Raw genomic sequence first — 14,408 nt, 5'->3', positions numbered from 1 at the left:
TGTTGTCACTATTAAATTATCAATATTCTCTGTGGGAATATGACCGTTTTATCACCAAAGGCAGACTGTGGGTAACGGGGTCGCTTATTTAGTCAGCATCACTGACTTTGTCACACTTAAATTAAGAAAAGGGACAGTACGATGGATAAACGCCACAACTCGGTGGCTAGCGCCACGAGTTATCTTTTAATTTACCTGACGGCAATTCAGCCGTTGCACCCGGCTATGGCCGCTGGCATAACACCGGATAACAGCCGTACACAGGTACAAAATCAGGGCAATGTGCCGGTGGTGAATATTGCTACGCCGAATGAGGCAGGGATATCCCACAACACCTATCAAGAGTTTAATGTTGCCACTCAAGGGGCCGTACTCAATAACGCGACACAGGCGGCTCAATCACAACTGGCAGGGCAACTTAACGCAAACCCTAACCTGAAAGGCAAAGCGGCGGAACTGATTATTAACGAAGTGACCGGCAGCGGCCGCTCTGACCTGCAAGGCCAGTTGGAAATCGCTGGCAATAAAGCCAATGTGATGATTGCCAACCCTAACGGCATTACCTGTGATGGCTGTGGTTTTATTAATACCGCCGGCGCAACCCTGACTACTGGTAAACCCCAATTTGATAAACAGGGCGCGCTGGAAGCGCTGGAAGTGAAAAAAGGCCAGATTACCATTGGCGGCAAAGGGCTGGACGGCAAGACGACGGATTATGTCGATATCATCAGCCGGGCAGCGGAATTGAATGGAAAAATTCAGGCTAACACCCTGTCGATGACTCAGGGGGCCAACCGTATCAGCTTGAAAGACGGCTCGGTTAAACCTATCGCCGGAGAAGGGACAAAACCGCAATTGGCGGTTGATACCAAAGCTTTAGGCGGCATGTATGCCAATAAAATCCGACTGATTGCCACTGAAAAGGGCGTTGGGGTTAATCTCACTAACTTAACCACAACCCAAGACGCTATCAGTTTAACCGCTGAGGGTAAAATTATCTTGGGAGAGGTACACGCCAAGACGGACCTCAATATCAACAGCAAAGCCATTGAAACGGCGGCACAAAGCCATGTGCAAGCGGGTCGAAATCTGATATTGACCACCGAAACATTGCAAAATCAAGGTCAAATCCGTGCGGGTGGTGATGTCACCATTAAAGCGACTAAACTTGATAACGTAAACCCGACCAGACGAAGTCATCCCATTATTACCGCGAATAAAAATAACAACATTGCCGCTAACGAGATAAATAATGTTGGCGAATTAAGCGCGGTACAAAATCTCACCCTGACAGGCAAAAATTTTTCAACGCAGGCGATAAAAGACAATCAGGAAAATATCATCGGTAAACTGAGTGCTGGTGGGGATCTGACGGCTGTATTTAAAGATGGATTTAGTTTTAATTTTGATAAAGAACATTTTAAACAGGGAGAGAGACCCACTGATCTGGCTTTAATCACCGGGAAAAACATTTCTCTCACTGCCAGAGACTTAGTAAATCGGGCGTCAATGATGGCAGAACAAAACTTAACCGTTGATGCAGAAACAGTGTATTTAAGCCAGGGGAATTTAAAAGCTGGGAATCATGTCATGCTGGATGGAAAGTCGCATCTTGATGTGAATGACTATGATATTTCCGGTCGTGATGTCACCTTGCTAGCTAGCCGGGGGCTGCTTTCTGTTGCCTCTGGAGACGACTATACCCCGGAAGGAATAAAGGTATTAACCACTCTTTCTGCTGATAACATATTACGCATTATCGCCGATGGTCCTATTAATATCGTAGATACCTTGATTAACCGGGCGAAAAATATCTTTTTGGCAACCAATGATAAGCTTGAGATTTATGCCTCTGGAGATTTAATTGATTTTAATGATGAGCAGAGTCCATTAAATGACGGCGCTAAACAAGAGTTAATTAATCAGCGTCTGCGCCAACTCAGCCAATTGCAAGCGGATGAAAATATTGAGGTCCAGGCGGGAAAGATTATCGATCTGCGAAGCATTTCCTTGACGGCAGGGAAGGATATCACGCTGACCAGTGGCGGCACGCTTGATATAAGTAAAATAACAGCAGAGAACCCCTATGAATATGAAAATGAACACGGAGAGGGTTATGAAAAGCGGGATGAATATGGAAATGCCGGTGACGAAGAAGACGAACAATCTTACCCACAATTTCAATTCCCAATAGAGAGAAGTACCATCACTGCCGGCAATAATTTAACCCTGAATGCTGGCGGTAACATCATTGATACTGAGGCAGCGTTGTCGGCAAAAGGGACGACTGTCATCAACAAAAACAATGCTGAATTGCACTCACCTGAAGGAAAGTATAATTCAGTTGAAGGAAAGTATACGCCGGTGACTTCTGCGCTGATTGAAAGTGCGTTAAGGCATGGTTCTGAACTGACAATGAACTTCTCCGAAATAGAAGGAGAAGTACCGGGAATTAAACTTGCGGATAAGCAAACGCGAATTACCTCGAAAAACAATCGCCCTATTATTCATATTGCGGCGCCTAACGCTCGTGGTGTTTCACATAACCGTTATCAGGCGTTTAATGTTGGCACTTCGGGACTGGTATTGAATAACGCGACCCATGATGTGCAGTCTCTACTGGCGGGGCAAATTGGCGCGAATCTGAACTTCAACGGTAAATCGGCGGAACTGATTATTAATGAAGTGGTGGGGACTTTTGCCTCAAATCTGCAAGGTTTGTTGGAAGTCGTAGGGCAGAAAGCTAATGTCTTCATCGTCAACCCGAACGGCATGATTTGTAATGGCTGTGGTTTTATCAATACTCCGGCTGTCACCTTATCGACCGGTAAACCGGTGTTTGATAAAGACGGGGCGTTAGCGGCCTTGGAAGTGAAAAAAGGCGCCATCATCTTGGGCGAAAGGGGACTGGATGCGAGGGCGCAGGATGATGTCGATATCATCAGTCGGACCACTCAGCTCAACGGTAGACTACAGGCGAAAAACCTGACATTGACACAAGGCCCCAACCGGATTGATTTCAAACGCGGGACGATTGTCCCCATTGCCGGGGAAGGTTATACCCCTTGGGAAGCGATTGATACTAGGTCATTGGGGGGAATGTATGCCAATAAAATTCGTCTGGTGAGTACCGAGCCGGGTAAGGCTGTCAATCTCACCAACCTGACGGCGACGCAAGGCGACATCAATTTGATCGCCGACGGTAAGGTTATTCTGGGGGATGTGCAGGCCAAAACTGACATAAACATGCGCGGTAAAGGCATTGCAATGGCGGAACAGAGCCATATGCAAGCCGGTCAACATCTGACATTGACCACCGATACCTTGCAGAATCGGGGACGAATTCATGCTGCTGGCGATGTCGCCATTAAAACGAAAGCCTTGTCTTTAGATGGGGGAAATATCAACGCCGGGAACCATGTCCTGCTACAGGGCGAGAACAGTTTTACGATGCGTGGCGCGAATATCTCCGGTCTTAACATTACCTTGATTTCCAACGGTTATAGTACTTCTGTTTTACCTGGAAGCAGTGACACGCCGGAAGGCACACAGGCATTATCCCTTATTTCTGCGGTTAATACGCTGCGTATTCTGTCTGAACGCGGATTATCGCTTTCAGATACGTTAATTAGCCGGGTAAAAAATATCTTTGTGGCGAGTAATGAGTGGATTGATATTAATCAGCATTTGGCAGCGGATGAGAATATTGATCTTCACGCGGGCGGCGGGATAAATTTGGAGGGCATTTCTCTGACCGCAGGGAAAGATATTGCCCTAACCAGTGGTAGCTCGCTTTATGTTGGTAATGTCACCGCCGGTAGCAATTTAACCCTGATTGCCGGCGGCAATATGGCGGAGACAACATTATCGGCAGAAGGGATGGCCGCAGTCGCCAAAAATAGCCCTGCGTTGTACTCAGCCGACGGGAAATATACCCCGGTGACTTCTGCGTTGATTGACCTCGCATTAGGCAATGCTCCCCAATTGGACATCAATATCCCAGAAATAGCTGGTGGAATACCCGGGATTCAACTGGCGGATAAACGAACGCGGATTGCTGTGAGAAATAACCTGCCTATTATCCATATTGCGGCGCCTAATTCCCGCGGGGTTTCACATAACCGTTATCGGGAGTTTAATGTTGGGGCTTCGGGGCTGGTGTTAAATAACGCTACTGATGCTACCCAATCCGTACTGGCGGGACAAATTGGGGCAAACCCTCACTTTAACGGTAAATCGGCTGAGTTGATTATTAATGAAGTGGTGGGGACTTTAGCCTCAAATCTACAGGGATTGTTGGAAGTGGTGGGGCAAAAAGCCCCGGTCTTTATCGCTAACCCGAACGGCATAACCTGTAATGGCTGTGGCTTTATCAATACCCCGGCGGTCACCTTATCGACCGGGAAACTGGTGTTTGATAAAGCGGGAGCATTAGCGGCCTTGGAGGTGAAAAAAGGCGCCATTACCGTTGATGAAAAGGGGCTGGATGCGACGGCGCAGGATGATGTCGATATCATCAGCCGGACCACTCAGCTTAACGGTAAACTACAGGCGAAAAACCTGACATTGACACAAGGGCCCAACCGGATTGATTTCAAACGCGGGACCCTTGTCCCCATTGTCGGGGACGGTTATGCCCCCTGGAGAGCGATTGATACCGGGTCATTGGGGGGCATGTATGCCAATAAAATCCGTCTGATCAGTACCGAGCCGGGCAAGGCGGTCAATCTGACCAACCTGACCGCAACGCAGGGCGACATCCGTTTGACTGCTGATGGCGAGATGACGCTGGGAAATATACAGGCCAAAACCGATATCACTGTAAGCAGTAAAGGCATTAAAACGGCGGAACAGAGTCAGGTGCAGGCAGGGAAAGATATTACACTGGCCGCGAACACATTGGACAACCGGGGTAAGATTATCGCCGAAGGGGATGTGCGGTTGTTTATTGACCGTTTAGACAATCAGAATAAGGGGCTGATTCAGGCCAATAATCATCTCTGGTTGCAAAAAGATGCGAGCGGTAACTTAAGCACTGAGATTAGCAACACTTCTGCGACGTTGAAAACTAATAATGGCGATATCATCATTCGCACAAAAGCGTTAAATAATGCCTGGGATGCCAGCGTCACTGCGGGCATGAACGCTTATATCAATGCGACCAAGCTGGATAACAGCCAAAGCCAGTTTCATGCGCAGAAAAATCTCATCTTAACCGGCCGCGACTTTAACAACGGGATGGACGGTAAACTCTCAGCCGATCTTAATGTGGTGGCTGATTTTATTGATAAATTCAACGGAACTGTATTCATATCGGCGAAAAATATTCTGCTTCATGCCGGTGACATTATCAGCATGGGATACCTCAAAGCGGACAATGATCTGTCAGTCATCGCCGAACATAGAATTAATGCCCGCCAAAATAAACTGGCAGCAAAGAGAAATCTGACCTTGATTGCGGGTAAAGATATTGACGCCTTTCAAGCTGAGTTGAAGGGAGAAAATGTTGAACTACTGACGCACGAAGGCGACATTCGGATGTGGGGGGATAGTTCCCGTATTTCGGCCGGTAATAATTTGCAGATGTTCGCGAGTCACAAGCTGGATCTCTATGGTCTTTTGTTCGATAAATCAAGCAACATAACGTTAAATGCGGGTCGTGAAATTGATGCCAGCCAAATTAAATTGGCCGCACAGAAAAATCTGACACTCACTGCGGGCAAAGATATCATCGCCCGTCAAATTGAGCTGAAAGGGGAAAATGTAGAGCTTCTGGTGCGCGAAGGTGATATCAGGATGCCGATGGGAGGGGATGATTCCCGTATTTCGGCCAGCAATAATTTGCAGATGTTCGCGAATCACAAGCTGAATCTCCAGGGTATTTTATTTGATAAAGCAAACAATATTACGTTAAATGCGGGTCATGAAATTGCTGCCGACCGGGTTAAATTAGCGGCGAATAACAATCTGACATTAATTGCGGGCAAAGATATCACCGCTCGTCAGGCCGAATTAAAGGCGGAAAATGTAGAGCTTCTTGTGCGTGAAGGCGACATCCAAATGGGATGGAATAAGTCTGATATATCATTACCCTCAATTTCGGCCAATAATCATTTGCGGATTTCAGCGGGTAACGATCTGGATCTCTTCGGAACCCAGTTAAATAAATCACACAATCTGACATTAAGTGCGGGCCGTAACTTGAATGCCAGTCGAAGTCAATTGAACGCTGCGGGCAATATTAATCTGTTTGCGGGAAATGATTTAATGTTGCGCAGAGCGCGAATCAGTGCCGGGCAACAAGTTATGCTTAGTGCGGGTCACGATATTGATATGTCTCGTCCTAATACGCCGGAGGCGTCAGAGAGTCTGTTTTATTTATCCGAATCATATGGATTAGACAAACTCGCTGAATTAAAAGAACGAATGACTCCGGTTGATTTATCCGAATTAGGCACACAAATCACCGCCGGTGATCACCTGCAACTCAGTGCGGGGGGCGATATCGCGGGTATAGCGAGATTAACCTCGACTCAGGGGAACGTCTCGGTTAACGCCGGCCGGGATTTACTGTTCTCTGCCCAGAAATATTCGCCGATTAATGATGGCGATAAGCACTACCTTTATGCAACCGGCTCCATCAATGCTGCTAAAAATCTCACCTTAGTTGCCGCAGGCAACCTGCTGACATCAGGAACCCGTTTGACATCCGGCAATGATATGTTGCTTTCCGCGGGTGGAAATGTTCGCTTTGAATCGCGACAAGAATTTATTCGCGAGGGGAATATTGAGCGCTTTACGCAACACGCCAGCCGGCTGAATAGTGGCGGCGCATTAACCATTCGCTCCCAGGGCAGTATTTTATTCCAGGCGACGGAGTTAATCGCCAAAGGCGTGATGGATATCGCGGCAACCGGCGGCTTTCTCTATGCGCAAGCAATGGAGGAGGTCTATAGGCGGGAAGAAACGGAGAAAAGCTGCAAAGGTTTTGGTCCCATAAAATCGTGCAAAGTATTTGGTTCTAAAACAGAGCATAAAATACAAATCAAGCATACCAACAAAGTCACAGAATTTACTGCCGGTGGTGATATTAACCTGATGGCAAAAGATGAAGTGACATTAGAAGCGAGTCGAATAGAAACCGATAAAAACGCGAAAATCACCAGCCAGACCGGGAAGGTGAACTTCAAGGCGATGCCAAATATTGATTTTGAGCAGACCCTCACCACATCAAAAGGCTTTTTTATTACGCAGCACGATAAAGGTCATCGTGAGGAAACATGGGTCATTCCGTCAGTGCATGTTGGCGGTACGCTGACGGTAGAGGCGGCGAAAGGTATCAACGCGGATGTGAAAGTGAAAGAGGGGCAGTTACTGGAAGACGCGTTAGGGGTACTGGGTAACGCCCCCGGTACGGAATGGTTGAAAAATCTTCAAGACCGCAATGATGTCCAGTGGAATCGGGTTAAGGACGCTTACAGCAGTTGGGACAAAAAAAGCGAAAGCTTAAACCCCGTTGCGGGGGCAGTGATTGCAATTGCCGTCGCTGCGGTCACGGCGGGTTCGGGCCTGGCTGCCTGGGCGGGAAGCGGCGCTGTGGGGGCGACAGGGGCTACAGGCGCTACGGCGAGCGCGGTTTATGGGGCGGCTTATGGCGGTATGATAGGGCTGACCTCTCAGGCGGCGGTGGCGTTAGTTGAAAATAAAGGGGATCTCACCAAAACACTGGCCGCCTTAGCGAAGCGCGACGCCGTCAAATCCCTCGTGACCCAAATAGCCGTGGGCGGCGCATTAGGGGGACTGGACCACACGATGGGTTGGGGAAAATTAGTAGAGGGACAAGGCGTTGTCGATCCCGTAAAAGCGCAGCTTCCCTTATTGAGTAATCATAACTGGAGTCAGGTAGCTCAACGTGTCGCGGCGCAATCCGTCGTGAGCTCAACCATAGGGACGGCTATTAACGGGGGCAGTTTTACGGATAACCTGCAAGCGGCGTTATTGAGCAATGTGGGTAACCAGATTAACGCCGAGGGAGCCGGATTGATTGGTGATAAGGGTCAGATTCTGGGTGTCCCGGGTAAAGCGATTAGCCATGCTGCGGTATCTGCCTTGGCTGCCGAGATTGGCGGAGGGAATGCCAAAGGGGCAGCGGTGGGGGCATTAGCAGCGGAACTGGCGGCTATAACGCTGGATAAAACCTTTAGCGACCCGATGGCAATTCAGGCTGGTGGTAAAGTCATCGGCGGTGTTGCTGGGGCGATTGCAACTCATAGCGCAGAGGGGGCTAACAGCGGCGCCAATGCCGGGGAAATAGTGATTGTGTATAATTCTCTAGCCCATCTTCTGTCCGCCGCAGAGAAAGAAAAGTCAGGCACAATCAAAGCCTACGAGGAGAAAAAGCAAGCCTTTTGTCAGCAGTCACCGGAGGCGTGTAAACAAGCCGGAGACGTTATCAGTTTTGGTACTGACTTCGTGCCAGTTGTCGGAGATATCAAAGGTTTTGTTGAAGCGCAGAGTGCGTTAGATTATTTGGCAGCCGCAGTAGCGATTATTCCGGGAGCGGGTGATGCCGCCGGGAAAACCATCAAGGCGGTAGAGAAAGCCTTACAGAAAGGTGACGTTGGAGAAGCTTCTAAACTGATCAATAAGGCCAGTGATGAAATCGCATCAGTTTCACGCCCTAGTCACAGGAAATCAGAAATTGATGTCGGGAAAGATTTAGGGGATGGCTGGAATGGTCAGGTTACATTTAAAGAGGGTAAGGAAGTTCCCTATGGAACTAAAGGCAGTGTTCGTCCAGACTGGTGTCAGGGTAATATTTGCAGCGTTGAAGTGAAGAATTATAACATTGCAACGAACAAAAATGGCCTGATTAATAATGTTGCCAAACAAGCGATTGAGCGGCAGAAAAATCTACCTGCGGGAATGGAACAGCGAGTAATTATTGATATCCGTGGGCAAACTGTGTCGCTAGAACAGGAGAGGGAAATTATTAAAGGTATTGTTCAAAGATCAAATGGAATTGTAGATCCGGCGGTAATCGAGTTTAAAAGGTAACTAACATGAAACATATTGGTTTTTATGGCGGTAGTTCTATTGTGGAGCTTGGTTCTGCATCAGAAATGACCTACTTTTTTTCTATTTTAAATGAACAGATACATGATATTAATGATCAAAAAATCTTGTCTCAGTTTTACCAAAAGTATCTTCATCTTCATGAACTAGAAGAAGCATCTTCGTTGATAACGCAGCTCCGTCAGAGATTATCAAAGGAGCAGGCATGCAGATTTTTTAAATACTTTGAAGGAATAGAGCATTGTATAAAATCCGCCCAAGGATTTCATGGAGACTGGGGTATTTATAAGCCAGTTAGAATAGTGATAACAGACATGCCTGATTTTATGACAGATAGAGATCGCCCTCTTGAGCAATACGATGCTTTAAGCCCAGACGATCCACCATTCTGGTTACGTTAAAAGAAGCTTCCGGCTTTATGAACTGCACCCTCAAAAGTTAGGCACTAACTGATTAAGGTGTAGTTCATCCAATCGGGCTATATTCTTTTATTTTTATGACAACTGGTCTGCCAGCATAAGAATTGAGTTGTTCCAGTCAGAACCTTTTAATGGTGAGTTGAGGTTTGGGCACCATTAGTCATACCCCGGAAGGCGCTTATAGCGCAGCAAACAGCGCAGAGCTTGTCTATCGTAATAACATGACTGAGCATATGTTGTATCAGTTATCGGTAGATAATCAAAAAGATATATTAGCGGCAAAGAAAGGGGATAAAGCTGCGGAAGAGCGCGTCGTTGCGCGACGGAATGCAGCGATTGCCGTGACCGCAGTGGCGGCAGGCGGCTATGCGCTGGTTTATGGCGGTCATATACTGATTGCGGGTTCGGCTGAAATGGCAACGGCAGGGCGTGTTGCGCTTGAAGGCTGTAAAACGAATCCGGCGCTGTGCCTGAATAACGTGGGAATTTTTGTTGCTGATACGGTTGTGCCGGAAGCGGCGGTTGGGACCGGTGTTTTGGCTGCTGGAGCGGTAAAAGTATTAGGTAACAGCAAAGAAGGTGCGAAGGATCTGGCAGAAGGATTGAGTCATGCCTCAAAACCGCTGTTAAGCAATGCTAAACCTGATACCCATGCCGTAGCTAGTTTAATTGAAAATGAGAAATTGTATGTTGGAAAGGGAACGACAACCATCATAACCCCAGAAGGTATTAGTTTCCAGATTAACCAGCCAAAGCATTTAGCGACTGTAGATGGTTTTTCCCAAAAATCAGGAATTGCGGGCGGGCACAATGCAGATGTTTTTTATAGTGTTGTAAAAGACAAAGGAATACAAATCGTAAATGAAACGCCTACTGGTGTTAATGGAATAACTCATATCGAATATAGAGAACCTGCTAAAGATGCTGTTGGAAATTTTACAGGAACTTACAAAGGTAATGGTTCAAAACCATTTGAAAAGATTATCTATGATCCCAAAATTTTTACTGATCGGAAAATGTTAGAGTTAGGTCAACAAGCTGCTGTCAGTGGTTACAAACAAGCTATAGCTAGAGGTCAACAAGCATATGATGCTACAGCAGATGGTGTTACATTTAGGGTATATATTGATAAGAAAACAGGTGGGATAAGTAATTTTCATCCAAAATAGGACATATAAATGAAATTTTTATTTGAGCTACCTTATGATCATTCTAATTTTGACTGGATCATAAAAAGCTATTTTGACCTTATGTATAATGACGAGCGTTTTTTAGATGCCGTAGAAAATATTGTTCAAAAAGAATCTTTTATGTTAGATGGTGTATATTGTTTTTTCCCTGACATGAATAGTGAAGATGAATATTTTGAAGGTGTTCAGTTTGTTGTTGGTTATCCGCCAACTGATGAAGATACGATAACAGTTAGTGAAGAAATTTGTTATCACTATGTCAGATTGGCCTGTGAAAAGTATCTTGAGTTTCATCCAGAAGATACAACTAAAGTTAATGAGCTATTGGCAAAAATGCCAATATAAAATCAATATTCCCCGATCATGTGAACTGTCCCCCAAAAGTTAGACATTAACTGATTAAGGCACAGTTTATCCAATCGGGGTTATATTCTTTTATTTTTATGACAACTGGTTTGCTAATATAGGAACTGAGTTGTTCCAGTCAGAACCCTTTACAACAAACCAACCATAATTAGAAATCGTGACTATTTCAGCCATTCACTTGATCGTATGCAAAGGCAAGGAATTACTCCCACCGTAGTCGGAGATAATCTTGAACACGATCATATTCCATCTTTCGCTGCCCTTAGGAAAGCCAAAGAGAATGAACTTGGAAGAAAGCTAACACCTCAAGAAGAAAAGACTTTATATAATAATGCTACTGCTGTTGAACTTCCTAAAGATGCTCATGCTAAGAGTCGAACTTATAGAGGTAAAAATACATCAGAACAGGTAAATCAGGACGCAGCAGACTTATGTGGAGCAGTGTGTCGTGATACTGAAACATTAAGAATTAATATGATAGAACGTGGATATGATCCTAAGTTAGTTGACGAAGCTATTAAAAAGATCGTAGAGCGTAATCGTCAGATGGGAGTGTCTGAATAGTGTTGAGATGGCAAGATTACATTAGCATGGTTAATGAATCGAGTGTGAATAATATTTTTGTCCTGTTACCTCAAGATATTGGTGAATTACCTGTAGTTACAGCTGATATGTTAGGAGAGAGGGTTTACTATTCATTCTTTCAGGCAGGTATATTGTTTTTATTGGAAAATGATTTGGTAACCCAAATTACTTTCTTCATGAAACCAGAAGAGGGTTTTTCGATATATCAAGGGGAATTCCCTCCGGGAATAGGAATCGATAATAAAGAAAAAGATATTGTAGCAGTAAAAGGAAAACCATCGGCAAGTGGCGGTGGTAAGACAGATATGCTGTTGGGGTATATCAATAGATGGATAAAATATGAAAGTAATGATTATGTCTTACATATAGAATTTGCCAAAGATGGTCGATTGGCGAAAATATCATTACAGGCTTAATAACTGTTAAAGTTTCCAGTAAGTTTGAACTGAAAGCCTACATCACGTAGGCTTTCAGCCTTTTGTCAGCAGTCACCGGAGGCGTGTAAACAAGCTGGAAACGTTGTCAGTCTTGGTACTGACTTCATACCGGTCATTGGTGATATCAAAGGTTTTGTTGAAGCGCAGAGTGCGTTAGATTATTTGGCAGCCGCAGTAGCGATTATTCCGGGAGCGGGTGATGCCGCCGGGAAAACTATCAAGGCGGTAGAGAAAGCCTTACAGAAAGGTGACGTTGGAGAAGCCTCTAAGCTTATTAATAAAGCTAGTAGTGAAATCTCTGCATATAACTCGGCAACCTATCCGAAATTGAAGCATGACTTGACAAAACAAAATTTGCACAATATTGCTTCACAGGATTCAAGACTAGCCGCAGCGATTAAAGGGGATAATGGTAAGGTTAACTTCGGCATAGGAAGTGGAAGTCGTGAAGAAGCTGATCAGTTAGGGAAGATATGGGTTGGTGATGGTGCAAGACCAATCAGCGATGGAACTGGCTTAGTTAGCGCTGATGGTACACGTGTATATAGATACCCCAAAGAAAAACCTAACGCACCAATCTCTGTAAATCCAACAGGGTTTCAGGCTAATTTTGAAACGTACACCATTAATCCAATAACAGGACAAAAAGTTAAAACTGGTGATGGTCATTTGAGTGTATTTAAAGAGAAATAAGAAGATGAAAGCTGTGTTAAAAACTTTAGGAAATGATTGGTGTGATCTTAATACTTTCGTACCTGAAGAAGTTGATAGTTTTAATTTATTGCTAACTCTATCTATAGGTCCAGAACAAGAAGATGGTATAAATTATTTTCAGGTAAATGTTTGTACCCCTGAATGGTTTTGCAAACACCAATGGGTGCCAGAACTAATGCGGCACACACTTCTGGTACGTAAATATGATTTGGATGAAATCCAAAAAACTATCACGGACTATATTGATCAATGCGAAGGTGATGACTGGATGGAAATAGCCCAAAAGCTTTCCCGTGTCTTTGCATGGGAATATGAAGATTATCAACCTTAACCTGTTGTTATTCAAAGAGTCCAGCTCAAGAGCTGGATTCTTCCTTTAGCCATCAGTCATTCTCAGCCAGTTGAATGATGAACTGTCTGACCATTAGCAGCAGAACTGGCGGCTATAACGCTGGATAAAACCTTTAGCGACCCGATGGCAATTCAGGCCGGTGGTAAAGTCATCGGCGGTGTTGCGGGGGCGATTGCAACTCATAGCGCAGAGGGGGCTAACAGCGGCGCCAATGCCGGGGAAATAGTGATTGTGTATAATTCTCTGGCCCATCTTCTGTCCGCCGCAGAGAAAGAAAAGTCAGGCACAATCAAAGCCTACGAGGAGAAAAAGCAAGCCTTTTGTCAGCAGTCACGGGAGGCGTGTAAACAAGCTGGAAACGTTGTCAGTCTTGGTACTGACTTCGTACCGGTCATTGGTGATATCAAAGGCTTTGCCGAGGCTGAAAGCGCGTTAGATTATCTGGCAGCCGCAGTAGCGATTATTCCCGGTGCGAGTGACGACTTAAACATAACTCAGATTAATTAACTTTTCTTTAATGTTTAATAACGCTTTATTGCATCGACAATAGTTAAAAGTTTGGCGGGTTAATAAGTCAGAAATATGTAACGGTTAGACAGGTATTTAACCGTTAACAGTGCGTGAAAATAGCTTGGAAAAATAATGATATAAATTGATTTTAGCGTTAAATTACATTGGCAGTATAAAAAGAGGAATGGTTTAAATCAAACAGTAAAAAAATATGTTCTTGGATGGGGTAAAGTGGTGTAAAGCCAATTTAAGTTATCACGGTTTTGTATAATAAATGTAAAATAATAACGCTGCAAGTAACTTAATTCGTATGCTGTTAAATCGTTTATTTTAGGATTTTGTTATTCAAATTTTTCATGATTGATGATTTAATGGGTTTATGAAAAAATTTATTCCTTGGTTGAATGCATTATTAAAGACAGTTCCTTTTGAAAAAATAGACTATCTGATTAATTTATTCATATTTATCCGTTTTTACCAGGAGGAATAAGCATTAATAAAATCAACCTTTATTTTTCATCTTTCACTGATGGTTTTATAATGGACAGGTTTTAGGTGATTATTAAAAATGATCGTTTTAACTCTTGGGTTAACTGGTATAAAGTTTTAATGAGGGTTTTTACCCCAGTTTTTTATTAAGATTAATCATCATGATATATTTTATGTTTAAAAAAACATTAAATCACTTTCCAAAATGGCGCTACACCTTATCTGCCAACAACCCTGTGTATAACAATGAGTTGAATAAAACCATGTGTAG

9 protein-coding genes are annotated in these 14,408 nt (G+C 44.5%); all 9 read left to right on the top strand.

Annotated elements, in window-relative coordinates:
- Positions 1–141: 141 nt before the first annotated feature.
- The 9 genes from V2H77_RS18955 to V2H77_RS18915 all read left to right on the top strand — a co-directional run bounded on the left by V2H77_RS18955 (position 142) and on the right by V2H77_RS18915 (position 13,645).
- Positions 142–9,057, top strand: coding sequence for a two-partner secretion domain-containing protein (locus V2H77_RS18955; protein WP_341500054.1), 8,916 nt, complete (start codon positions 142–144; stop codon positions 9,055–9,057).
- Positions 9,058–9,062: 5 nt separating this feature from the next.
- Positions 9,063–9,476: a hypothetical protein gene (locus V2H77_RS18950; RefSeq protein ID WP_341500053.1), complete on the top strand. Its 414-nt coding sequence runs from the start codon at positions 9,063–9,065 to the stop codon at positions 9,474–9,476.
- A gap of 164 nt (positions 9,477–9,640) precedes the next feature.
- The gene (locus tag V2H77_RS18945) at positions 9,641–10,663 is read left to right on the top strand and encodes a CdiA family toxin C-terminal domain-containing protein (RefSeq protein WP_341500052.1); all 1,023 of its coding nucleotides are present in this window, start codon (positions 9,641–9,643) and stop codon (positions 10,661–10,663) included.
- 9 nt (positions 10,664–10,672) lie between these two features.
- Positions 10,673–11,029: a ribonuclease toxin immunity protein CdiI gene (gene cdiI, locus V2H77_RS18940; protein WP_341500051.1), complete on the top strand. Its 357-nt coding sequence runs from the start codon at positions 10,673–10,675 to the stop codon at positions 11,027–11,029.
- A 207-nt stretch (positions 11,030–11,236) separates the two neighbouring features.
- The gene (locus tag V2H77_RS18935) at positions 11,237–11,614 is read left to right on the top strand and encodes a hypothetical protein (RefSeq protein ID WP_341500050.1); all 378 of its coding nucleotides are present in this window, start codon (positions 11,237–11,239) and stop codon (positions 11,612–11,614) included.
- 44 nt (positions 11,615–11,658) lie between these two features.
- Entirely contained in the window at positions 11,659–12,051 is a 393-nt protein-coding gene (locus V2H77_RS18930) for a hypothetical protein (protein WP_341500049.1), read from the top strand.
- Between the two features lie 183 nt (positions 12,052–12,234).
- Positions 12,235–12,765 carry a filamentous hemagglutinin gene (locus tag V2H77_RS18925; protein ID WP_341500048.1) on the top strand — a complete coding sequence of 177 codons (531 nt, stop codon included), beginning with the start codon at positions 12,235–12,237 and terminating at the stop codon, positions 12,763–12,765.
- 4 nt (positions 12,766–12,769) lie between these two features.
- On the top strand, positions 12,770–13,117 hold the full coding sequence (locus V2H77_RS18920) for an immunity 8 family protein (RefSeq protein ID WP_105399734.1): 348 nt from the start codon (positions 12,770–12,772) through the stop codon (positions 13,115–13,117).
- Positions 13,118–13,261: 144 nt separating this feature from the next.
- The gene (locus V2H77_RS18915; protein WP_341500047.1) at positions 13,262–13,645 is read left to right on the top strand and encodes a hypothetical protein; all 384 of its coding nucleotides are present in this window, start codon (positions 13,262–13,264) and stop codon (positions 13,643–13,645) included.
- The last annotated feature ends 763 nt before the right edge of the window (positions 13,646–14,408 follow it).

Source organism: Photorhabdus sp. P32, assembly GCF_038085095.1.
Lineage (GTDB): Bacteria > Pseudomonadota > Gammaproteobacteria > Enterobacterales > Enterobacteriaceae > Photorhabdus > Photorhabdus luminescens.
This window is presented reverse-complemented; position numbering and strand designations above follow the sequence as displayed.

Excerpts from the sequence above, each read along its gene's own strand:
- V2H77_RS18935 (WP_341500050.1), top strand. The coding sequence starts at position 11,237 with ATGCAAAGGCAAGGAATTACTCCCACCGTAGTCGGAGATAATCTTGAA.
- V2H77_RS18950 (WP_341500053.1), top strand. The coding sequence starts at position 9,063 with ATGAAACATATTGGTTTTTATGGCGGTAGTTCTATTGTGGAGCTTGGT.
- cdiI (WP_341500051.1), top strand. The coding sequence starts at position 10,673 with ATGAAATTTTTATTTGAGCTACCTTATGATCATTCTAATTTTGACTGG.
- V2H77_RS18955 (WP_341500054.1), top strand. The coding sequence starts at position 142 with ATGGATAAACGCCACAACTCGGTGGCTAGCGCCACGAGTTATCTTTTA.
- V2H77_RS18920 (WP_105399734.1), top strand. The coding sequence starts at position 12,770 with ATGAAAGCTGTGTTAAAAACTTTAGGAAATGATTGGTGTGATCTTAAT.
- V2H77_RS18915 (WP_341500047.1), top strand. The coding sequence starts at position 13,262 with ATGGCAATTCAGGCCGGTGGTAAAGTCATCGGCGGTGTTGCGGGGGCG.